This window comes from Bradyrhizobium sp. USDA 10063, from assembly GCF_054063735.1.
Genome location: NZ_JBSSGP010000002.1, coordinates 1,918,495 through 1,938,791 on the forward strand (window position 1 = coordinate 1,918,495; position 20,297 = coordinate 1,938,791).

The window sequence follows — 20,297 nt, forward strand, 5'->3', positions numbered from 1 at the left end:
CGTCGCGTCTGCGAGGTGCGAGGTGTGAGTTTCAAAATGGCGTACCGAAACGGGAATGTTTCGGACCACTGGGTGTTCAAGGAAGCGGGCCGCGGTATAGGATCGGCGGGCTGACTATCAGGAGAGAGGCATGCAGAAATTCGCGATCAGGCTGTTGATGTTTACCGTGCTGTCGCTGACGCTCACGGCGGCGCCCGTCGTTACCCCGGTCTACGCCAATCCGGATAATAATCCGCCTCCGCCGCCCCCGACCCAAGGCAAGAAGAAGAAGTCGGAGATTCGCCCGAGCGTCGAGCAGGCCGCATTCGAGAACGGCTATCGGGCCGCCTATGCCACCATCTACGACCGTCACGACTATGCCAACGCGATCGACCAGTTGAAGGCGCTGCACCACGACGACACCGCCGCGGTCGCCAACCTGATCGGCTATTCTTACCGCAAGCTCGGTGACTACAAGCTGTCGCAGGTCTGGTACGAGCGCGCGCTGAAGGCCGATCCGAACCACGTCAAGACCTGGCAGTATTACGGTCTGTGGCAGGTCGAACAGGGCAACCGCGACCAGGCGCAATATCATCTCAACCGCATCGCCCAGCTCGCCGGCACCAACAGCGAGGAATACCGCTCGCTCGCCGCCGCGCTGGAGAAGCCGCCCGGCACCGGGCTGGTGTATTGAGGCAAGTAGCTGTGCTGTAGGGTGGGCAAAGGCGCGCTTAGCGCCGTGCCCACCATGTCCGGCTTCTGTCGCGTCTCACACCGGTGTCGTCCCGTCGAAAGACGGGACCCATAACCACAGGGAGGTGTAGTGGTGTGAGCAAGCGGTTGCAGCGGAGCACACCACAAACGCCTGTGGTTATGGGTCCCGGGTCCCGGCTACGCCAAGGGGATTCGCCGCGGCACGCAAGCCCGGGACGACGTGGGGAGAGATCGTCGGGTTGATTTGTCGCACCTAAAGCGACCACATCGTCATTGCGAGCCAAAAATAAACGCCACCGAGCGCAATGAAAATTGCTTGGTGGCGTTGGTAGTCACTGGGCCCTGAAATCCCCAGCACTGAATTGGTCAGAACCACACATCATCAGGTTCAATCACGACTCTAGAAAACGTGAGTTTCGCATCATTCTAAATGATGCACGTCATGCGGCAGAATCGCTGCCCGATCGCGCAAAAACAGCAACTTCAAGTAAGCCGCAGAATATCGTTGCGTCTCTTGCGCGACGAAGCGACGACGGACCTCATCCCGAGAGCGTGAGAATCTTTAGGCAATGAGCATTTGCCACAGCCGCGGTGCTGTGATTCGCTTGCATTGCGCGCGAGGCAGGGGCTGACGATGGCTGACGAGCAATTGTTCGAGGGGTTACCTGAGCAGGAAAGACCGCAGGCCGAAGGGCGTGGTGCGCTGCGGCTGCGGGTGCCGGAACGCAGTCAGATCGGCATGCAGGTGGCGGCATTGGACGATCTGATCTCGGAGGATCATCCGGTCCGCTCGGTCTGGGCGTTCGTCGAGGGGCTGGATCTGTCGGCGTTGCACGAGGTGATCAAGGCGCGCGAGGGCCAGCCCGGACATCCGCCAGCAGCACCGGAACTGATGTTGGCGCTTTGGCTGTGGGCCACGGTCGATGGGGTGGGCAGCGCCCGCCAACTGGATCGGCTGTGCCGCGATCATCTGGTCTATCGCTGGTTATGCGGCGGGGTGTCGATGAACTATCACAGCCTGTCGAACTTCCGGATCGCGCATATGGCAGTTCTGGAGCGGCTGCTGGCGCAGGGGGTCGCATCCATGGTGGAAGCTGGCCTGGTGTCGCTCGACACGTTGGCGCAGGATGGCTTGCGGGTGCGCGCGGGTGCCGGGGCGAGTTCCTTCCGCCGGCGCGCGCGGCTTGATGATCTGCTCACCGCGGCGCAGACGCGGGTGGCGCGCCTGCGCGCTGAAGCCGAGACGGATCCGGCGGCTGGCGATCGTCGCCAGCGGGCGGCGAAGGCGCGTGGCGCCCGCGAGCGCGAGGCGCGGATCGCGGCGGCGCAGCAGCGCATGAAGGAACTGGAGGTCGAGCGGGAGCGGCGCGAGAAGACCAACAAGAACCAGGTGGCCAAGCAGAAGGAGCCGCGCGCTTCGACCACCGATACCGACGCGCGGGTGATGAAGATGGCCGATGGTGGGTGGCGTCCGGCTTATAACATGCAGATCATCTCGGCGCCGGAACACCAGGTGATCGTTGCGGTCGACATCGATACCAGCGGCTCGGATCGCGGCCTGGCGCAACCGGGGATCGAGACGGTGCACGCTGAAGGCTACGACCCCTCCAACTATCTGGTCGACGGCGGCTTCACCAAGAACGACGACATCGAGTGGGCCCACGCCAAAGATATCAAACTGTGGTGCCCGGCGGGGCAAACCAGGCACGGCACCGACCCTTATGCGCCGAAGCAGGGTGACGGTGTTGGCGTCGCGGATTGGCGTGAACGCATGCAGAGCAAGGACGGTAAGGCATTCTACCGACTGCGCGCCGAGCACGAATGCATCAATGCCCATGCCCGCCGCATGGGACTGCGCCAGCTAACCCTGCGCGGCAAGATCAAGGCCCGCCTCCATCTGCTGTGGTTCGCCGTCGCTCACAACATGATGCGCTTCCTCGCCTTGCACGCCAAGGCGCAGGTCGCGGCATGAACAGAGGCGTCCACGCCAGCAGGTGCCCACAAAGCGCCGCAGCAGCCGCAGCACCGGCCCGGAGGTCAGATCGCGGTCATTCGGCGCCGGCTCAACCGAAAAGCTTTACGGTCTGTGCCTTCCAGCCCATCACATGTAAAATTCTCCGGACAAGGCGAATCATTCTCACCCTCTGAGGAGCCGCGCCAGCGGCGTCTCGAGGGATGGGCCGCGAGTGCGAGCGGGGCCTCATGGTTCTCAAGGCGATGCGAAGCATCGTCCGGAGACGGCGCTTCGCGCCTCCTCACCATGAGGGTCTAGTAGCGTGCACGCTGTTGGAGTGCTGGTAAGAAGCGCGCTCGTAGATTCGATAGCTACTTCATCACCGCTTCGACTTCGCCTCTGAATGCCTGGCGCGAGGTGTCGCGGGAGTAGAACATGTGGCCGCCGGGATAGACGACGAGTTTGACGCGGTCCGGGCTGGCATAGGCCGGCAATTGGTCGAGCGCCATCTTCGAGCCGAAGTAAGGGGTCGCCAGATCGAACAGGCCATGACCGATCAGGAGCTTCAGCTTCGGATCGAGCGCGAGAATCTGCCGGAGCTGCGAGACCGACTCGGCCGGATTCGGCCCGCGGCCGAAATCCCAGGAGCCGGCGACCCGGCCGTTGAGCAATTGATAGGATCCGTCCGGCTGCCAGTTCAGCCGGCCTCTGATGAGGTCGACCGCCGCACTCGTGAGCGGCGCAATCAGCGGATCGCCGGAAGGATCGCCGAAGCGGGATGCGCTCGAATCCGGATTGGGATCGAAGCCTTCGACGGACGCGTCGTAGCGCCCGATCACCTTGCCACTGCGGCGATCGAATTCCCTGCGGAATTCGGAGACACCGAAGCGCCCCGCGAGCCTGCGGCTCACCGCCGGATCTATGCCGGTCAGGGCCGCGACCTTGTCGGCGAGCCGCGTCGTAGCCTCGTCGTCGGCCTGGCCCTTGACGAGGTCGACCAGGAAATCGCCCCGCGCATAATTCTCGACCTCGGCGAGGTCGCCGCGCGTCACAGGCCCCTTCGTCTGGCGCGCCACCGCCGCCATGGTGGGAAGGCTAATCACATATTGCAGCAGGCTCGTGCCCTGGAATTCCCGGAAATCGAGCAGCGGCGACAGCAGGATCAATCCCTTCACGCCGACGCCCTGCTCGGTCTGCAGGTCATGCACGATCTTCGGCCCGCGAATGCCGCCATAGCTTTCGCCCACAACATATTTCGGCGACAGCAGCCGATCGTGCTTCTCGAGCCAGCGACGGATCACCAGCGCGATCGCGTTGACGTCGCCGTCGACGGAGAAGAAGCGCTTGCGCACATCGTCCCCGGTCGCGACAAAACGGCTATAGCCGGTGCCGACGGGATCGATGAAGACGAGATCGGTGAAGTCGAGCCAGGTTTCCGCATTCGGCACCAGCTCGGGCGACGCCGACGACACCGCCCCCTCGCCGCCCAGCGAAATCCGCCACGGTCCGGCGCTGCCGAGCTGCAGCCAGGCCGACGATGCGCCCGGGCCGCCGTTGAACAGGAAGGTCACCGGGCGGTTGGCCCGATCGGTGCCGTCGAGCTGGTAGGAGGTGTAGGCGATATCGGCCTGCGGCTCGCCCTTCTGGTCGAACAGGCGGATCGAGCCCGCGGTGGCCGTGAACTCCAGGGTACGTCCCGGCAGCGCCAAGGTCTGCTTGGTCGTGGAGTCAGGCGGCAGGCGGTGCTGCTCGGAGGCCGACGGTGGATTGCCTGCCGCGCTGCGGTCGGCGCCTCCTTTCCGACCAGCCGGCGCCTGCGTTGTCGGCGAAGCCGACTGCGATGATGGTTGGGGGGCGTCGCTAGCGTCCTGCGCCCACGCGCCGCTCACGACCGAAAATGCGAGCAGCGCGACCATCACGCGCGTGCGCGCGCGGCGCTCTGTTCCGATCCAGCTTGCCATGTCCCACTTCCTTCGTAGCCCTCCCGCCGGCAGCAGAGAGAGGCGGCGTCCATCGTGGATGCAGCTACACAATGGGAGGAATTGTGTGGAAATCACAATCGCGCCAGCCGGTTTGACCTGCGATGAATGCGACAGGCCTGCGACAATACGCGCCGATCAGGTTGTCCGCGACAACGGTTGAGTGATATCCGTCACATCCACAAGGTTGCCAGCCCAACTATCCCGCAGAACCAAAACGGCGCCGCCGCGACTAAAGCGCGATGACTTTTCTTCGAGGGGTTCCCAAAATGAAACGAGCGATCGCTATTTGTGTCGGGCTGTTGGCGCTGGCTTCGCCGGCCGCGGCCGAGCCACCTGTGGCCGTCGTCGAGGACGTGCAAGGCAAGGTCACTGGCGCCGAGTTCATGGACTATGTGGCCCCGAAGACCGTCATCAAGATCGCAGACGGCGGCTCGATCGTGCTGAGCTATATGACGTCCTGCCGGCGCGAGACGATTTCCGGAATCGGCACGGTGATCGTCGGCACTGAGGAGAGCGTCGTGCATCTTGCCAACGTCAAGGGCGAGAAGACCGATTGCGATTCCAACCAGACGCACGCCACGACACGGGCCACCAGCGCGGTCGCCGCCACCGTGTTGCGCAGCGTCGATGCCAACAAGACCGTGTTGCCACAGCCGCAGCTCACCCTCTATGGCGCTTCGCCATTCGTGGAAGCGAAGGGACGCGGCACGCTGATCGTGCGGCGCCTCGACGTCCCCGGCGAGCGTCAGCAGGTTGATCTCGGCGGCACCCAGCTCAAGGGCAGGTTCTTCGATTTCGCCCGGGAGAACGGTGCACTGGTCCCCGGCGGCCTCTACGCCGCCACTTTCAAGTCGTCGCAGATCGTGTTCCGGGTCGACCCGCAAGCCAAGCCCGGCGCCACGCCGATCGTCGGCCGCCTGCTGCGGATGAATTAGGGTGTGATGAGAACTGCATCCACGATGGATGCTGCGCTCCCTCTCCCGCTTGCGGGAGAGGGCTGGGGTGAGGGTATCTCCGCGATTCACGCTGTTCGACCGTGGGGAGAGAGCCCCCACCCGGCGCTTGCGCGCCGACCTCCCCCGCAAGCGGGAGAGGTAAGAGCGAGCTCGGGCCCACGACCTTGAGCATCGCCCGCACCGCGCGCGAGGTGATGACGGTCGCCGCAATCGCGCTCGTCTGCGCCGCACTTTCCGTCTCGCCCGCGCTCGAGCCGATCCGCGGCCTGTCGCTCGATATCCTGACTGCGCTGCGCTGGAAGATGTTCGCGAGCACGCCCGACCCTGCCGCTTCGCCTGCGGTCGTCGTCGCGATCGACGAGGAAAGCTATCGCGCGGCACCGTTCAAGGGATCGCCGACGCTGACCTGGACCGGCGAGATCGGCCGCGTGCTCGGCGCCGTCGTCGATGGCGGCGCCAGGGTGGTCGGCTTCGACCTGGTGATCCCGACCTCGATCGAGCTGTCGCAAATTCCATTTGGCGACGGCGTGCTGGGCGAGAAGGTGCGCGGCTTCGATCGCGACTTCCTGCGTGCGCTTGCCTCCGCCTCGACATCCGGCAAGGTCGTGCTCGGTGAGATCCTGCGCGGCGACCAGCCGATCCGTCCCTCCCCCGGTCAGCGCGTCGCCGTCCGCCAGCAGCAGAACATCCGTCCGCTCAACGTCCATACCGATAGCGACGACACGGTGCGGCGGGTGCCGCTGACCTTTGTCGTCGGCGACGCCCGGATTACCGGCATGGCGCTCGAACTGGCATCGCGGGCACTTGCCACGACGCCCGACATCGATGCCGGCGGCAACGTGACGCTCGCCGGTTACCAGACTCCAAGCCCGGTGCCGAACACGATAACGCTGAATTTTGCCGGCGGCGCTGACGACATTCCGACGTTCTCCTTCGCCGACCTGCGCGCCTGCGCCGCCAAGGGGGAGAAGGATTATTTCCGGCGCTGGTTCGACGGCAAGGTGGTGCTGATCGGCACCGTGCTCGACATCGAGGATCGCCGGCTGACATCCAAACGCTTTGCCACCGGAGGCGAAAGACGCCATGTGCCGCGCTGCGCGCCGGACGCCAGTCCGCCGGGCGCGCCGGGCATCGCGCGCAGTACGATCGCGGGCGTCTATATCCACGCCACCGCCGTCAACAACCTGATCAGCCGCAACGCGGTGGTCGAGCTCGGCCGGCTGCCGACGTTCCTGATCGCCTTTGTGTTCGCGGCGCTCGCCGCGACAGCGGCGCGCCTATTCAAGCCGCTTGCCGCCGTCCTCTCCGTCGCAGCCATGAGCGCGCTCGGGCTCGCCGGCGCGACCTTCGCATTCACCCAAGCGTTAGCGCTACCATTGGTCGAGCCGTTCGCGGCAGGCACGGCCGCGCTCGCGGCGATGGTCGGGCTTCGCTTCGCGGTCACCGATCGCGACCGCCGGCTGCTGCAGAAGAGCTTTGCGCTCTACCTCGCCCCTGATGTCATCAACCGCATGCTGTCTTCGAAGAAGCTGCCGGAGCTCGGCGGCGAGACGCGCGAGGTCACAGTGTTCTTCTCCGACCTCGCGGGATTCTCCGAGATCGCGGAGAACATGCCGCCGGACCGGCTGATGGCGCTGATGAACGAGTATCTTTCCGATATGACCGAAATCATCGAGGCCAATAGCGGCTACGTCGACAAATATATCGGCGATTCCATCGTGGCGGTGTTCGGCGCGCCGGTCGACGATCCTGATCATGCCGCGAACGCGGCGCGCGCGGCGCTCGACTGCTGCGCGCGACTTGCCGAACTCAACGCCACCTCGCCGGTCTTCCGCGATCATCCGTTGACACAGCGCATCGGCATCAATTCCGGCGAGGCGCTGGTCGGAAATTTCGGATCGCGGCGGCGCTTCAATTATTCCGTGATGAGCGATGCGGTGAACCTCGCCTCGCGGCTCGAAGGCGCCAACAAGTTCTACGGCACCACCATCATCGTCTCGGACGCGACGGTGGCGCTCGCAGGCAGCGGTTTTGCCTGGCGCGAGCTCGACGAAATCCGCGTCAAGGGACGCAACCAGGCGCTGAAGATCTTTGAGCTGATGGCACGGTCGGACGAGCTGTCGGAAGCGCAGCAGGCGCAGATGAATGCTTATGCCGATGGCCTCGTATATTGGCGCAACCGCGAGTTTCGCCGCGCCGCCGATTGCTTCGCCCGTGCGGCCGGGACGGACAAGTCGGCCGCCCTGTTCCGCGACCGCGCCGAGCAGATGGCCCGGCAGCAGCCGGGCGCCGACTGGGAGCCGATCCGCACACTGCAGGAGAAATGATGGAGGCTTGCGACCGGAAATGACGGTGTTCTGATCTCGACAAGTGCGGCCAAGCCGTATAGAGGGGCGCGGCGCGGAAACCCGCGCGCCATCAGAGCCGAGCTTGTCGTCCCATGACCAGTCCCGCGCGATATGAGAAGATCGCCTTCGTCGCGAGCGGCGGCGCCGAGGCGCAGGCCGCGCTGGCGCAACTGACCGCGCTCTACGGCAATTGCGATGCGGCGGACGCCGACGTCGTGGTCGCGCTGGGCGGCGACGGGTTGATGCTGCAGACGCTGCACGCCAACATGCGCACGGACAAGCCGATCTACGGCATGCATCGCGGCACCGTCGGCTTCCTGATGAACGAATACTCGACCCACAATTTGCGCGAACGGCTGACGGCGGCGCGGGAATCCCTGATCAGCCCGCTGCTGATGCGCGCCACCGACATCCATGGCGCGGTGCACCTGCATCATGCCATCAACGAAGTCGCGCTGTTCCGCCAGACCTACCAGGCCGCGCGCCTGCGCATCCTGATCGACGAGCACGAGCGGATGCCGGAACTGATCGCCGACGGCATCCTGGTCGCCACCCCCGCCGGCTCGACCGCCTATAACCTCTCGGTGCAGGGACCGATCATCCCGATCAACGCCGCCCTGCTCGCGCTGACCCCGATCAGTGCCTTCCGCCCGCGGCGCTGGCGCGGCGCGCTATTGCCGAATTCGGCATTTGTCGTGATCGAGGTTCTCGAAGGCGAAAAGCGTCCGGTGGCGGCGGTCGCCGACCATGACGAGGTGCGGGACGTCAGCCGCGTCGAGGTCCTGACCGACAAGACGATCTCGATGCGGATGCTGTTCGACCCCGGCCACAGCCTGGAAGAGCGCATCCTGCGCGAGCAGTTCGGCTATTGATCCCCCGCCTGCTTGCAACCTTTCCTTAACCGGCCCGGCGATATGGTTAACGTCGGGTAATGCCGTTTGGGCCGGGCGGGACATGTATCGCATCGATTTCAACAAGCTGCGGTTTCTGATCTGCGACGACAATCCGCACATGCGCCGCATCCTGCGGACGCTGCTGCATTCGTTCGGCGCGCGCGAAGTCTATGAGGCGGAAGACGGCGCCACCGCGCTCGAAATGTACACCCACTACGTCCCCGACATCGTCATCACGGACTGGTCGATGCCGATCTTCGACGGGCTCGAGCTCGCGCAGATGATCCGGCAGCCGGAATCCAACGCCAATCCCTATGCGCCGATCATCATGCTGACAGCGCATTCGGAGAAGCGGCGCGTCACGGTGGCGCGCGATGCCGGCGTCACCGAATTCCTGGCCAAGCCGATCTCGGCCAAGGGACTCTATCAGCGCATCCTCAACATCGTCGCCAATCCCCGCCCCTTCATCAAGACCAAGACCTATTTCGGCCCGGATCGCCGCCGCAACAACAGCACCACCTATATCGGGCCCGAGCGCCGCGTCGGCGGCGAGATGGAAGTGATGCAACAGCCGTCGCTGCTCGATAAGGCGCGTTCCAGCATCTAGCGGGCATCAAGGAGGTCATCATGGCGAAAGAGAAGCCCGGCACGCTGGAGATCCAGACGTTCGCCACGCACCATGTGATCAGGCAGCCCAACCCGCTGCGCAAGGTCTTACGCCGCATCCCTCCGGACATCGATCACGACGATCCCGTCGCGCGCGCCGAGCAGGCGCTCGCGGATCTCTCCGGCGAATTCAAGCAATGGATGACGATCGAGGCCGACCGGCTGTCGGCCGCGCATGCCGTGGTGCTGCGCCACGGCTTCTCCCACGAGACGCGCGAAGAGCTGTTCCGCGCCGCCCATGACATCAAGGGCGACGCCGCGACCTTCGGCTTCCCCTCCGCCGGCGCGGCCGCCGAAAGCCTGTGCCGCATCATCGAGCACGCCCCCGATCTCGATCAGGTGCCGCCGGAGCTGATCACCCACCACATCAACGCGATCCAGGCGATCGTGCGCGAGCGCACCAAGCTCGACACCACCGTGATGGCAGGCGCGCTGAGCCGGCAGCTCCGCGGCATCGCGGATGAATTCCTCGTCAAGGTCAACCGCGACCGCCCCGAACATCTCGAAGCCATCCTCGCGCCGAGCATCGCACCGGCGGAGTAGCTCTCTGTCGTCCCGGGCTTGACCCGGGACCCATAACCACAGGCCTTTGTGATGTGCTCCGCAGCAACCGCTTGCTCGCGTCACAACAACCGTCTGTGGTTATGGGTCCCTGCTTTCGCAGGGACGACATCCGATTTGTAGCGACAGCGCAGCTTTACGCTGCGATCAAATCGTGCTGCAGCGGCGCGATCGCTTCTTCGGCGACCAGCTCTTCGCAGAACAGCCGCGCCTCCTCGCGTGCAGACTCGGTGGCGAAGCGGCGCAGCAGAATCAACAGCGGCTCGGCGGCCTGCCGGTCGGTCTCGCAATGGGTCAGCACGCGCTCGACCATGCGGCGGCGCAGCCTGACCGCACCGTCGATGCTGTCGACATAGCCGGCCTCATGGCTTGCCTGAAGCGCGGCGCGGAAGGCAGCGAAGGTGGATTCCGGCAGCCCCGCGCGGATCAATAGCGCATCGAGGCTGGCGACGCCGCGGTCATGCAACAGTGCGGCGATGCGCGCCTGCGGCAGGCCGGAGAGTTCGGCGAGCGCGGCATGGAACAGTTCGAGATTGCCCGAGAGTAGCGCGCGCAGGATCAAGCCGGCGGTGAGCTGGCCCGTCGTGCGCAGATGCGCGACGAGACCACGCATCTCCTCGCCGCGCGAGCGCGCCGCGATGTGGACGGTCGAGCGCTCGCGCGCTTCGCTGGCAATGCGCCCCGCCCGGTCGGCGGAGAGCCAGTTGCGGGCGACCACGAACTGCGCCAGCGTCTCCGACAGCTTTGCCACCAGCGCCATGCGGGTGGCGGCCGGCAGGCCTTCCAGCACCAGCATCGCTTCCCGGATCGCGGCCAGATGGCCGTGCCGCTCGACGATGCGATCCCAGGAGAACGGCGCAAGCTCGGCATGGGCGTTCTCGATCAATTCGAGCGCGGCGGCGGCGCAGCCCACTTCGGCGATCGCCGCGCCGACAGATGCCGGCAGATTGATCCTGCGCGCGATCGCGCACTGCATCTCATTGTCGCCGGTCGCGACGATGTCGACGAGGTCGGCATCGATCAGGAGCGGTGAATGTTCCAGCACCGGCAGCGCGATTCCGGGCTGGTCGAGCGCGAGCGCCTGCACGATGGCCGCCGGCGCCTCCGCGCTGCGCGCAAACACCTCGGCCATCGCCCGCCGCACCAGCGGCGACGGATCGTCGAGCAGCATCAACAGCGCGCCCTCGGCGGCGATGCGGTCGTCCTCGGAAAGATCTGAAATCAACCAGGCCCGCGCCAATGCCCGGGTGGCCTCGGCCCGCTCCCCTGCCGGAGCGGTCCTGATCCAATTGATGAACTGCCGAACGATCATGGTCCTTCCGGCTTACGCAACGAAACGGCACGGTGATGCGGTGCCAATGTAACAAAAGATAAACCATGACGCTTAACAAAGAGTTCACCATAACTCTTTGGGTTTATTGACGTTTCGTTAATGGTGAAAGGACGCCTCCGCGCCCTCCGACCTCATCCTGAGGAGCGCGGAACGCGCGTCTCGAAGGATGGGCCACGGGCGAGATCGGGGCCTCATGGTTCGAGATGCCGCTTCGCGGCTCCTCACCATGAGGAGCGACTACGGGCGCACGTAGCGTCAGCCGGAGAACGTGCCGTTGCGGTCGCTGAAGAGGTCGAGCCGGCCTGGAGGCCGCACTTCGGGAGTCTGGCCGGAGAGCGAGGCGGTCGTGACCTGGGCTGGGCGCCCCCACAATTCCTGAACGGTGGGCGAGATCGGCTCGGCGCGGTCGCCGGCCTGGAATAGCGAGCGGAACATCGGATCGCCCGGAGCGGATGCCGTCTGCGAGCCGGCCACCGGCGTCACCGCGCGCGAGTCCGGGAAGCTCGAGAGATAGGCGGCGTTATCGAACGACAGCGCCGTCGCGGGCGCGGTCGCAATCTCGCCGCCGGCAGCAGTGAAAGCAGTGCGGGTGTCGCTGGAGTTGGCGGCGCCGGCATAACGCGCGCTCAGCACCGAATAGACTTCCGACACGCTGCGGGCGCGTCCCGAACGCTCATAGAAGATCGACGTGTTGGCCGCGGCCGGCTTCGGAAACATCTGCGCGGCGTTGGCGCTCGGATTGTTCTCGGCGCTCGAGATCAGTTTCGCCGCGCCGCCGACACCCATGAAATGCGCCATGTAGAGCTCGGCATCGCTCGGACGGCGGCCGATGCTGCCCGTGAGCTTGAAGCTGTTGGACTGCGTCAGCACGCCCGCCATCGCCGACGAGGCATCCGGGTCGTCACGCAGCCGCATGATCGCGTCGCGCGCCCGGGGATCGCTGACCGAATAGCTGCCGTCGGAATTTTTGGTGATGGCGTCGGCATATTTGCCATAGCCGAGCTGGCTTCCCGCTTCCTTGACGGTCCCGAGCCAGGTCTGGTCGATGAATTGATAGAGCCCGCGAGCCGACGACGTCGAAGCCGCCGCCTTCGGATTGAAGTTGGATTCCATCTTGGCGGTCGTGAGCAGGTATTGAAAGCTCGTGCCGGTGGTGGACGCGGCCAGCTTGATCGAACCCGCGATCTTCGCGCGCGTCGCCTCGACACCTGCCGCAGCCCCGGCATTGAATATGTCGATCGCCATCGATGGATGCCCCGCTCCTCGCGAAACGCTCGCGTGGGCCTCATGAACGCCGGTCATCGGCGCAGCTCCCTCCGATACCCTGCGGCAAGTATGGTTAATGGGAGGTTAAGGCGGCGGACACCGACCTCATCCTGAGGAGCACGCGCAAGCGTGCGTCTCGAAGGATGGGCCGCGGATGAGAGCGGGGCCTCATGGTTCGAGACGGTGCGAAGGCGCGCCTCCTCACCATGAGGGTGGACACCTTACGGCTGCGCCTCGTAATAGCGTGCGACCTGATCGATCTCTTCCGCCGTCATCTGGCGGGCGATGTTGCGCATCTGCTCGCTGATGTCGTTGCGGCGGGTGCCCGATGCGAAGGCCTGCAATTGCGCCTTGATGTAGACGGCGGACTGGCCACCGAGCCAGGGGCTGCCGGCCTTGATGTCGATTTCGCCATGGCAGGAGCCGCAGGGCGGAACGTTGCGCATCGGCGCGCCCGTGACCACGATCGCAGGCGGCGGCAGGCCTGGATTGACCTGGCTGGAAGGCACACGCGGCAGATAGGCGTAATAGAGGGCGACGTCGCGCATGTCCTGGTCGGTCATGTTGACCGCGAACGGGCTCATGACGACGTTGACCCGCGCTCCGGTCTTGAAGTCGTTCAATTCCTTGTACGTCACCGCGGCGTACTGCCCGGCAAGGTTCGGCGAGTTCGCGTCGCTTACGCCCTGCGGCCCGTGGCAGATCGCGCAGCGCTGCGCCAGCGTCGCGCCGCGGCCGATCGAAACCTGGTCCTGCCGCGTCAACATGTCCGGAGTGACCACGACATTGGACGTCTTGAACGCGGGCGGGACTACCCCGGCCTGCCTCGGCAGGTTGGGCACGCCCGCTGCGCTGCAGATCGCGTCCCAGATGCCGGCAAGCTTCAGATCGGGCTGCAGCAGCGGCAGCCAGATCAATCCCACGATCGCAGACAGCACCGCGATGGCGGCGGTGATGCCGACGCTGATGCTGAACCAGGGATTGCGCGGCGAATAGAGCTCGTCCTCGCTCATCTGCTGGCTCCGACATAAACGGCGGGCACGCTGGTGTTCTTCACGGCCATCAGTTGGCCGATCGGGTAGCCGTAATTGACGACCGTCAGCCCGATCATCAGCGCCAGCCACAATCCAAAACTGTTGAGCGCAACCGGAATGCGCGCCGGCATGTGCAAGGGGATGGCGAAGCGCCAGGCGCCCGCCTCGCCTCTCGGCGCGAACTGGCCGCGGATCAGCACGATCAGGAACAGTATCCCTGACGTCAGCAGGATCAATCCGCCCACCGCCGACATCGTCACCGAGAAGGCCTGCGGCGAGATCGCGGGGTTGGCGTAGTCATAGAACGCCATGCGGCGGGGCATGCCGAGGATGCCGACATAGTGCCAGGGGAACGTGGTGACGATCATGCCGATGAACCACAGCCAGAGCTGGGCGCGCATCATCCCAAGGCTATCCAGCGCGCGGCCTGTCAAATGCGGCCACAGGTCATAGGCGATCGCGAAATACATGATGACGATGGCGCCGCCGAAAATCAGGTGGAAGTGGCCGGTGACCCATTGCGTGTTGTGGATGGTGGAATCGAGCTGATAGCTCATGTTGATGAGGCCGCCAGCGCCGCCGAAGCCAAGCATCACGAGCGACAGCGCGGTCGCCAGCATGATCGGATTCTTCCATGGCAGTGCGCCGATCCAGCCGAAGGCGCCCTTGCCTCCGCGCAGCCGGCTCGCGATCTCCGCGGACGCAACAATCGTGAACACCGTGAGCAGCGTCGGCAGCGCGACGAGGCCGGTGAACACCGAATGCATGAACTTGAAGCCGGCGCCGACCTGTGGATCGGCAAACAGATGATGCACGCCGATCGGCATCGCGACGACGACGAACAGGATGAAGGCAACCCGCCCCATCGCGTCGCTGTAGAGCCGGCCGCCGATCGCGCGCGGGAAGATGGTGTAGTAGGCGATGTAGGTCGGGATCAGCCAGAAATAGACGATGGCGTGCAAGGTCCAGGAGAAGAAGACGCGCGCCAATCCCGCGTCGATGGTGGTCGTGAGCCCAAGCGCGGTCGGAATGATCTGGAAAATGAGCTCGAGCGCGGCGCCGACCGCGGTCCAGCCCCAGAGATAGGAACCGGCGACATTGGCGAACATCGCGAGCGGCACCGGCTTGTCCCGGTTGTCGCGCTTCCAGGCCGCGAGATTGATCGACATCAGCGCGACCCAGATCCATGAGCCGACCACGACCAGAACGACGCCGATGTAATAAAAGGGATTGCCGATCATCGGCGGATAGAAGGTGTAAAGCACGGAAGCGAGCCCAAGCGAGACCGGGATCATCGCGACCACGCTGCCAATCGCGACCAGAATGATGCCGGCCCAGGCCCAGCGCCGTCCGACCAGCGGCCGCTCCAGCGCCGCTTCGCTGATGGCGTAGCCAAAGCCCATCGCGATCAGGGTCGGGAAGACATAGCCCATCACCGTGCCATGCGCCGTGACCGAGCGATAATAGAATTCCGGATTGAAGTGCCAGACGTTCAGCGGGCTGCGCTCGAACATCTGCCAGGCGCCGAGCACCAGCGCCGCGCCGAAGACGATGAAGGCGAGCCAGAAATGCGCCAGGATCAGCCGCTTGTTAATCAACACAGGTGAGCCTCCGTTTGCTCGCCGCCATGTTGCGGAACGCGGTCTGGTCGACCACCTTGACCTTGCCCCACATGCCCTGATGACCGATGCCGCAGAATTCCTGGCAGGGCATCACGTGTTCGCCCGGCGCATTGAAGCGGATCGGCAGATCCGAGACATAGCCCGGCACCAGCATGGTGTTGATGTTGGTGCCCTCGATCAGGAAGCCGTGCACGACGTCGGCGCTGGTGGCGCGGATGGTGATCGGCGTTTCCGCGGGCACCACGAGGCATTGCGGGGTGAAGGAATATTGCTGGCCGATCGCGCGCACCGTCACCGAACCGTCGGCTTCCAGCGCGCTGCCGAGATTGCTTTCGACGAATTCGCCGGAAAGATGCAAGGTCGTGGGATCGGCGGTCTCGACGCGGCCCTGCGGCATCGTCGCATGGTAGATGCCGAAAAAGGCGGCCAAGCCGACGAGCACGCCGACGATCACGATCGACAACGCTGCCCAGCGCCGCTCGATGCGCGCGGCAACGGCCTCGCCGAGGCCATGCGCGCCGTGACTGTGATCGGTCTCGCTGGTCACGATCAGGCGCTCCGCGGCAGGAAGACGAAGAGATAGAAGGCGAACCACAACGCGACGACGATCGCAGTCGCGATTCCCGCCACCGCAATCGCGCCGCTCGGGCCCTCGCGCACGATGGCGTCGACCGCCTCGTCCTCTGACGAGTGCTGTTGCGAAGATGGATCCGTCATAGAGAACCTCTATCGCGATTGGGCTGAACCAGCAGCACGCTCACTTCACCTCTCCCGCTTGCGGGAGAGGTCGGATCGCATCGCAAGATGCGATCCGGGTGAGGGCTCTCTCCCCACGAGGGTTCTCGCCCGCGGAGACACCCTCACCCCGCCCTCCCCCGCAAGCGGGAGAGGGAGAGCAGCGTGCATCGCGGATGCAATTCGACCTGATCCCATCATGCTCTACTTCAGCGTGGCCGTGCGCAATTCGTTGGCCTGACGCGCCGAGGCCGGTGCGCCGCGATTGCCCCAGGATGTCCTGATGTAAGTGACGACGGCGGCGACCTCATCGTCGGACAGGCGCTGCGCGAAGGGTGGCATGCCGTAGGGCATCGGGTTGCCCGCGGTGCCCGGCGGATAGCCGCCATTGAGCACCATGCGGATGGCATTCACCGCCGACGACATCTGGATCGACTGGTTGCCGGCAAGCGGCGGATAATGCGGCGGCATGCCGAGCCCGGTCGCTCCATGGCAGCTCGCGCAATCGCGATCATAGATCTGCTTGCCGAGCGAGAGCAGAAGGCTGCTCTCAGCAGACGGTATCGCGGGCGGCGGCTTGTCCGGCGAGGCGCCCTGCGCGAGGCCCTTCAAGTAGACCGCCATCGCGCGGATGTCCTCGTCGTTGAGGTATTGCAGGCTGTTGTAGACGACTTCCGCCATCGGCCCGTAGACCGCGCCGCGGGCGGAGACGCCGGTGCGCAGATAGTCGACGATCTCCTGGATGCTCCAGTCGCCCAGCCCCGCCTCCTTGTTCGAGGTGAGCGACGGCGCGTACCAGTACTGCATCGGAATCAGGCCGCCCTCGAACGCCTGCGACTCCGAGCTGCCGCCGAGCGCGTTGATCGCAGTGTGGCACATGCCGCAATGGCCGAGGCCTTCGACCAGATACGCGCCCCTGTTCCATTCCGCCGATTTGGTCGGGTCGGGCTTGAACTCGCCTTCGTTGAAGAACAGCGTGCGCCAGCCGATGATCAGCGAGCGGTTGTTGAACGGAAAGGTCAATTCATGCGGCTTGTTGACCTGCTTCACCGGCGGGACCGAACGCAAATAGGCGTAGATCGCGTCAGAGTCCTCGCGTGTCACCTTGGTGTAGGAGCCGAACGGCATCGCGGGATAGACGAGGCCGCCGTCAGGGAAGCGGCCGTTATGCATCATCTGGTAGAACTGGTCCGAGGTCCAGGTGCCGATGCCGGTCTGCGGATCGGGCGTGATGTTGGAGGTGTAGAGCGTGCCGAACGGCGTCTTCATCGGCAGGCCGCCGGCGAAGGTCTTGCCTTCGCGCGCGGTATGGCAGGCGATGCAGTCGCCGGCGCGGGCGAGATATTCACCCTTCTTGAGCAGCTCGGCATTGGCAGGCGGATTCTGCTGCGCACTTGCCGCCGTCATGCCGGCGAAGCACAGCGCCAGAAAGACGATCAGCTTGGTCGAGAGGCGGTGCATCGGCGATGCTCCCTTCAACGCGGCTCGCTGCCGCATGCGAGCGGCATCGGCAGGCTGCCTTGCGCGGCGAATGACGGATCCGTCGGCGCCGGACGCGAGGAGAGATAGGCGGCGATCGCCTTCACATCGTCCTCGGTGAGCAGGCTCGCGACGATCTGCATGCAGTCAGGCGCAATGGCGGTGCGCGTCCCGTAGCGCCAGCCGCCGAGCTGGCCGCTGATGTAGCTGGCGCGCAATCCGAGCAGGCCGGGAATCGCCGGCTCCATGCCGCCGAGGCTCGGCCCGTGGCAACTCACGCAGGGCGGAATGCCGCGCTGCGCATCGCCGCTCTTCACGATCGATTCGCCGCGCGCGAGAATCGCGTCGCTGACGGTCGGGATCGCGGGCTCCGGGAATGGCGGCCGCAACGAGGCGAAATATTCGGCCATCTTCTTCAGATATTCGTCGGGCAAGAACTCCAGGAGATAGTTCATCGGCGGATATTTGCGCCGGCCATCCCTGAAGGCCACGAGCTGATTATAGAGATAGCCCGCGGGCTTGCCGGCAAGGCGCGGGAAATAGACATCGCTCGTGCCCTCGCCCTGCGCGCCGTGGCAGGACGCGCAGGCGAGCACGCGTGCGGCCATCGTGTCGGGCGCGCGCTCCGTCGTCTGCGCCTGCGCAGGAAGAAACGGCAGCGCGAAAAAGACAAAACACGATCGGATTAGAGAAAAACGACGCGCCACCGCTGCGACCCCACTTCGACGACGAGTGGGAATCTTTGCACATCATGTTGACGGTGGCAACGCAGCTCACGCGCGTTGTGCTGCGTCATCTGTGCGCCGATGAATTGAGTCTATTTGCGATAGACTTTTTCCGGATCGAACAAGCGATCGGCGTCGACGAATGACAATCCTGTGTCACCGTTCTCATGCGTGACCGCGCGATAGAAGCAGGAGCGGCGTCCAGTGTGGCAGGCCGCGCCGACCTGCTCGACGCGAATCCATACAGCGTCCTGGTCACAATCCATGCGCATCTCGATCACGCGCTGGGTTTGTCCGGAACTCTCCCCCTTGCGCCAGAGCGCATTGCGCGAGCGACTGAAATACCAGGCTTCGCCGGTCGCGATCGTCTTGCGCAGCGCTTCGTCGTTCATATGCGCGACCATCAGCACGTCGCCATTGGCGACGTCAGTCGCGACGCAGGTCACGAGGCCGGACGCGTCGAACTTGGGCTGGAATGCCAGCCCTTCCTCGCGATCGTGATCATGTGCTGACACGGAATAAGCCTCGCAATGTTGTGCGAGGTTACCGGTTCGGTCCTCGCACCAGGGACAGGAAACGCTGCTGCTCCGCCGGATTGTCGCGGAACATGCCGGTGAAGCGGCTGGTGAAGGTCGACGCACCATGCTTGGCGACCCCGCGCACCGACATGCAGGTATGCTCCGCCTCGATCAGCACGGCAACGCCGCGCGGCTTGAGGATCTCGTCGATCGCAGCCGCGATCTGGGCGGTGAGATGCTCCTGGGTCTGCAGCCGGCGGGCAAAGATGTCGGTGAGCCGGGCGAGCTTGGACAGGCCCACCACCCGCTCGACCGGCGTATATGCAATATGTGCCTTGCCGTAGAACGGCATCATGTGGTGCTCACATTGCGAGGTGAACTCGATGTCGCGGACCAGCACGAAATCGTCGTAGCCGGCCGTCTCGCCAAAGGTACGGTCGAGCACCTCGGCCGGGCACTGGTGGTAGCCCTGGTAAAGCTCGTCAAAGGCCTCGACGACCCGACGCGGCGTGTCCAAGAGGCCCTCGCGATCCGGATCCTCGCCGATATAGCTGAGCAGCGTCAGCACCGCCTGCTCGGCTTCAGCGCGCGACGGGCGCGGCTGGTCGGCGCGGACGGCAGCGGCGAGGAATTCGGACGGATCAAGCTCGGCTGGCCGGGTTTCGACCACCTTGGGCTTGGGCTCATTGCTCTTGGCAGGGCGGATTGATTTGATGGCAGCGTCCATTCGACGTCTCTCCGTTCGACCGGTCCCCTTCTCGGACCGGGTGTGTCACCGGGCAGACGGGGCGGCTTCATGCCGCCGGACGCCTGGAGTCCCTTCATCCTAACACCGGCAGCATAGCATTGGCTTCTGATCTGGCCCGCACCGGTGGCATGGCCGGACTGTATTTCGGCCGATACGGTCCATATATAGGACAGTGAAACCCTGCAGCCAAGGGCGCCCCTACCTTGCGCCTAGGACCTTTGTTCGCATGCTGAATGACATCTACAACAAGCGGATCATCGAACTGGCCGGGAATATTCCGCGTCTCGGACGTCTTCCCGATCCCGATGCCAGCGCCATCGCGCACTCGAAACTCTGCGGCTCGACCGTGAAGGTCGATCTGAAAATGGACGGCCCCGTCGTCACCGACTTCGCCCATGACGTCAAAGCCTGCGCGCTCGGGCAGGCCTCCTCCTCGATCATGGCAAGGCATGTCGTGGGCTCAACCGCCGATGAGCTGCGCGAATTGCGCGAGACCGTGCGCAAGATGCTCAAGGAAAACGGCAAGCCGCCGGAGGACGGCAAATGGGCCGAGATCGCCCTGCTCGAACCGGTGCGCGACTACAAGGCCCGCCACGCCTCCACCATGCTGACCTTCGATGCCGTGGTCGATGCGATCGGCCAGATCGAGGCGAAGGCGAAGCAGCCGGCGTAGGCACTAGCCTCACGGTTTGAGACAGCCGGGCCTCATGGTTCGAGACGGCGCTAGCGCGCCTCCTCACCATGAGGGTCTAAGAACTCGCTTGCGGCTAGCAATATCCACCGC

19 protein-coding genes are annotated in these 20,297 nt (G+C 64.8%); 8 read left to right on the plus strand and 11 right to left on the minus strand.

All coding sequences use genetic code 11. The features are described 5' to 3' along the window. Nucleotides 1-130 precede the first annotated feature (130 nt). Nucleotides 131-673 (plus strand): tetratricopeptide repeat protein, encoded by a 543-nt coding sequence (locus ACVJGD_RS11460; protein ID WP_456634443.1) that lies wholly within the window; start codon nt 131-133, stop codon nt 671-673. A 654-nt stretch (nt 674-1,327) separates the two neighbouring features. After that, a complete protein-coding gene (locus ACVJGD_RS11465) occupies nt 1,328-2,665 on the plus strand; it encodes an IS1182 family transposase (protein WP_456633186.1) in 1,338 nt (445 codons plus the stop codon). 353 nt (nt 2,666-3,018) lie between these two features. Here the strand turns inward: ACVJGD_RS11465 and ACVJGD_RS11470 are convergent, their stop codons facing one another. Beyond that, entirely contained in the window at nt 3,019-4,608 is a 1,590-nt protein-coding gene (locus ACVJGD_RS11470; protein ID WP_456634444.1) for a S10 family peptidase, read from the minus strand. Between the two features lie 287 nt (nt 4,609-4,895). Between ACVJGD_RS11470 and ACVJGD_RS11475 the strand changes: the two genes are divergently transcribed. From ACVJGD_RS11475 to ACVJGD_RS11495, 5 genes are all read left to right on the plus strand, one after another. After that, nucleotides 4,896-5,564: a hypothetical protein gene (locus ACVJGD_RS11475; protein WP_456634445.1), complete on the plus strand. Its 669-nt coding sequence runs from the start codon at nt 4,896-4,898 to the stop codon at nt 5,562-5,564. A gap of 215 nt (nt 5,565-5,779) precedes the next feature. After that, entirely contained in the window at nt 5,780-7,912 is a 2,133-nt protein-coding gene (locus tag ACVJGD_RS11480; protein WP_456640228.1) for a CHASE2 domain-containing protein, read from the plus strand. Nucleotides 7,913-8,025: 113 nt separating this feature from the next. Next, a complete protein-coding gene (locus ACVJGD_RS11485; RefSeq protein ID WP_456634446.1) occupies nt 8,026-8,805 on the plus strand; it encodes an NAD kinase in 780 nt (259 codons plus the stop codon). Between the two features lie 82 nt (nt 8,806-8,887). Next, nucleotides 8,888-9,433 carry a response regulator gene (locus tag ACVJGD_RS11490; protein ID WP_456634447.1) on the plus strand — a complete coding sequence of 182 codons (546 nt, stop codon included), beginning with the start codon at nt 8,888-8,890 and terminating at the stop codon, nt 9,431-9,433. A 20-nt stretch (nt 9,434-9,453) separates the two neighbouring features. Beyond that, nucleotides 9,454-10,035 carry an Hpt domain-containing protein gene (locus ACVJGD_RS11495; protein ID WP_456634448.1) on the plus strand — a complete coding sequence of 194 codons (582 nt, stop codon included), beginning with the start codon at nt 9,454-9,456 and terminating at the stop codon, nt 10,033-10,035. 154 nt (nt 10,036-10,189) lie between these two features. On the opposite strand, the gene ACVJGD_RS11500 is transcribed toward ACVJGD_RS11495, so the two are convergent. The 10 genes from ACVJGD_RS11500 to folE form a co-directional block, all read right to left on the minus strand. Further along, entirely contained in the window at nt 10,190-11,365 is a 1,176-nt protein-coding gene (locus tag ACVJGD_RS11500) for a DUF2336 domain-containing protein (RefSeq protein WP_456634449.1), read from the minus strand. Between the two features lie 276 nt (nt 11,366-11,641). Next, nucleotides 11,642-12,631 (minus strand): transglycosylase SLT domain-containing protein, encoded by a 990-nt coding sequence (locus ACVJGD_RS11505; RefSeq protein WP_456634450.1) that lies wholly within the window; start codon nt 12,629-12,631, stop codon nt 11,642-11,644. 242 nt (nt 12,632-12,873) lie between these two features. Beyond that, complete coding sequence (locus ACVJGD_RS11510; protein ID WP_456634451.1) at nt 12,874-13,665, minus strand: c-type cytochrome; 792 nt, start codon at nt 13,663-13,665, stop codon at nt 12,874-12,876. Next, on the minus strand, nt 13,662-15,287 hold the full coding sequence (locus tag ACVJGD_RS11515) for a b(o/a)3-type cytochrome-c oxidase subunit 1 (RefSeq protein WP_456634452.1): 1,626 nt from the start codon (nt 15,285-15,287) through the stop codon (nt 13,662-13,664). The genes ACVJGD_RS11510 and ACVJGD_RS11515 overlap by 4 nt, the downstream gene beginning before the upstream one ends. Beyond that, the gene (locus ACVJGD_RS11520) at nt 15,277-15,855 is read right to left on the minus strand and encodes a cytochrome C oxidase subunit II (protein ID WP_456634453.1); all 579 of its coding nucleotides are present in this window, start codon (nt 15,853-15,855) and stop codon (nt 15,277-15,279) included. The genes ACVJGD_RS11515 and ACVJGD_RS11520 overlap by 11 nt, the downstream gene beginning before the upstream one ends. Before the next feature lie 2 nt (nt 15,856-15,857). Then, complete coding sequence (locus tag ACVJGD_RS11525; RefSeq protein WP_456634454.1) at nt 15,858-16,025, minus strand: hypothetical protein; 168 nt, start codon at nt 16,023-16,025, stop codon at nt 15,858-15,860. Nucleotides 16,026-16,247: 222 nt separating this feature from the next. Beyond that, nucleotides 16,248-17,450, minus strand: a complete 1,203-nt coding sequence (locus tag ACVJGD_RS11530; RefSeq protein WP_456640229.1) for a c-type cytochrome — start codon at nt 17,448-17,450, stop codon at nt 16,248-16,250. 68 nt (nt 17,451-17,518) lie between these two features. After that, on the minus strand, nt 17,519-18,130 hold the full coding sequence (locus tag ACVJGD_RS11535) for a c-type cytochrome (RefSeq protein ID WP_456634455.1): 612 nt from the start codon (nt 18,128-18,130) through the stop codon (nt 17,519-17,521). A 209-nt stretch (nt 18,131-18,339) separates the two neighbouring features. Continuing rightward, on the minus strand, nt 18,340-18,762 hold the full coding sequence (gene hisI / locus ACVJGD_RS11540) for a phosphoribosyl-AMP cyclohydrolase (RefSeq protein ID WP_456634456.1): 423 nt from the start codon (nt 18,760-18,762) through the stop codon (nt 18,340-18,342). A gap of 28 nt (nt 18,763-18,790) precedes the next feature. Next, nucleotides 18,791-19,492: a GTP cyclohydrolase I FolE gene (gene folE, locus ACVJGD_RS11545; protein WP_456634457.1), complete on the minus strand. Its 702-nt coding sequence runs from the start codon at nt 19,490-19,492 to the stop codon at nt 18,791-18,793. Between the two features lie 247 nt (nt 19,493-19,739). Between folE and ACVJGD_RS11550 the strand changes: the two genes are divergently transcribed. Continuing rightward, nucleotides 19,740-20,186 (plus strand): iron-sulfur cluster assembly scaffold protein, encoded by a 447-nt coding sequence (locus tag ACVJGD_RS11550; protein ID WP_456634458.1) that lies wholly within the window; start codon nt 19,740-19,742, stop codon nt 20,184-20,186. The last annotated feature ends 111 nt before the right edge of the window (nt 20,187-20,297 follow it).

Coding starts and splice junctions, on each gene's coding strand:
- ACVJGD_RS11510 (WP_456634451.1), bottom strand. CDS start 13,665: ATGAGCGAGGACGAGCTCTATTCGCCGCGCAATCCCTGGTTCAGCATC.
- ACVJGD_RS11475 (WP_456634445.1), top strand. CDS start 4,896: ATGAAACGAGCGATCGCTATTTGTGTCGGGCTGTTGGCGCTGGCTTCG.
- ACVJGD_RS11485 (WP_456634446.1), top strand. CDS start 8,026: ATGACCAGTCCCGCGCGATATGAGAAGATCGCCTTCGTCGCGAGCGGC.
- ACVJGD_RS11535 (WP_456634455.1), bottom strand. CDS start 18,130: ATGGCCGCACGCGTGCTCGCCTGCGCGTCCTGCCACGGCGCGCAGGGC.
- ACVJGD_RS11505 (WP_456634450.1), bottom strand. CDS start 12,631: ATGGCGATCGACATATTCAATGCCGGGGCTGCGGCAGGTGTCGAGGCG.
- ACVJGD_RS11500 (WP_456634449.1), bottom strand. CDS start 11,365: ATGATCGTTCGGCAGTTCATCAATTGGATCAGGACCGCTCCGGCAGGG.
- ACVJGD_RS11495 (WP_456634448.1), top strand. CDS start 9,454: ATGGCGAAAGAGAAGCCCGGCACGCTGGAGATCCAGACGTTCGCCACG.
- ACVJGD_RS11460 (WP_456634443.1), top strand. CDS start 131: ATGCAGAAATTCGCGATCAGGCTGTTGATGTTTACCGTGCTGTCGCTG.
- folE (WP_456634457.1), bottom strand. CDS start 19,492: ATGGACGCTGCCATCAAATCAATCCGCCCTGCCAAGAGCAATGAGCCC.
- ACVJGD_RS11465 (WP_456633186.1), top strand. CDS start 1,328: ATGGCTGACGAGCAATTGTTCGAGGGGTTACCTGAGCAGGAAAGACCG.
- ACVJGD_RS11550 (WP_456634458.1), top strand. CDS start 19,740: ATGCTGAATGACATCTACAACAAGCGGATCATCGAACTGGCCGGGAAT.
- ACVJGD_RS11525 (WP_456634454.1), bottom strand. CDS start 16,025: ATGACGGATCCATCTTCGCAACAGCACTCGTCAGAGGACGAGGCGGTC.
- ACVJGD_RS11480 (WP_456640228.1), top strand. CDS start 5,780: ATGACGGTCGCCGCAATCGCGCTCGTCTGCGCCGCACTTTCCGTCTCG.
- ACVJGD_RS11530 (WP_456640229.1), bottom strand. CDS start 17,450: ATGACGGCGGCAAGTGCGCAGCAGAATCCGCCTGCCAATGCCGAGCTG.
- ACVJGD_RS11470 (WP_456634444.1), bottom strand. CDS start 4,608: ATGGCAAGCTGGATCGGAACAGAGCGCCGCGCGCGCACGCGCGTGATG.
- ACVJGD_RS11490 (WP_456634447.1), top strand. CDS start 8,888: ATGTATCGCATCGATTTCAACAAGCTGCGGTTTCTGATCTGCGACGAC.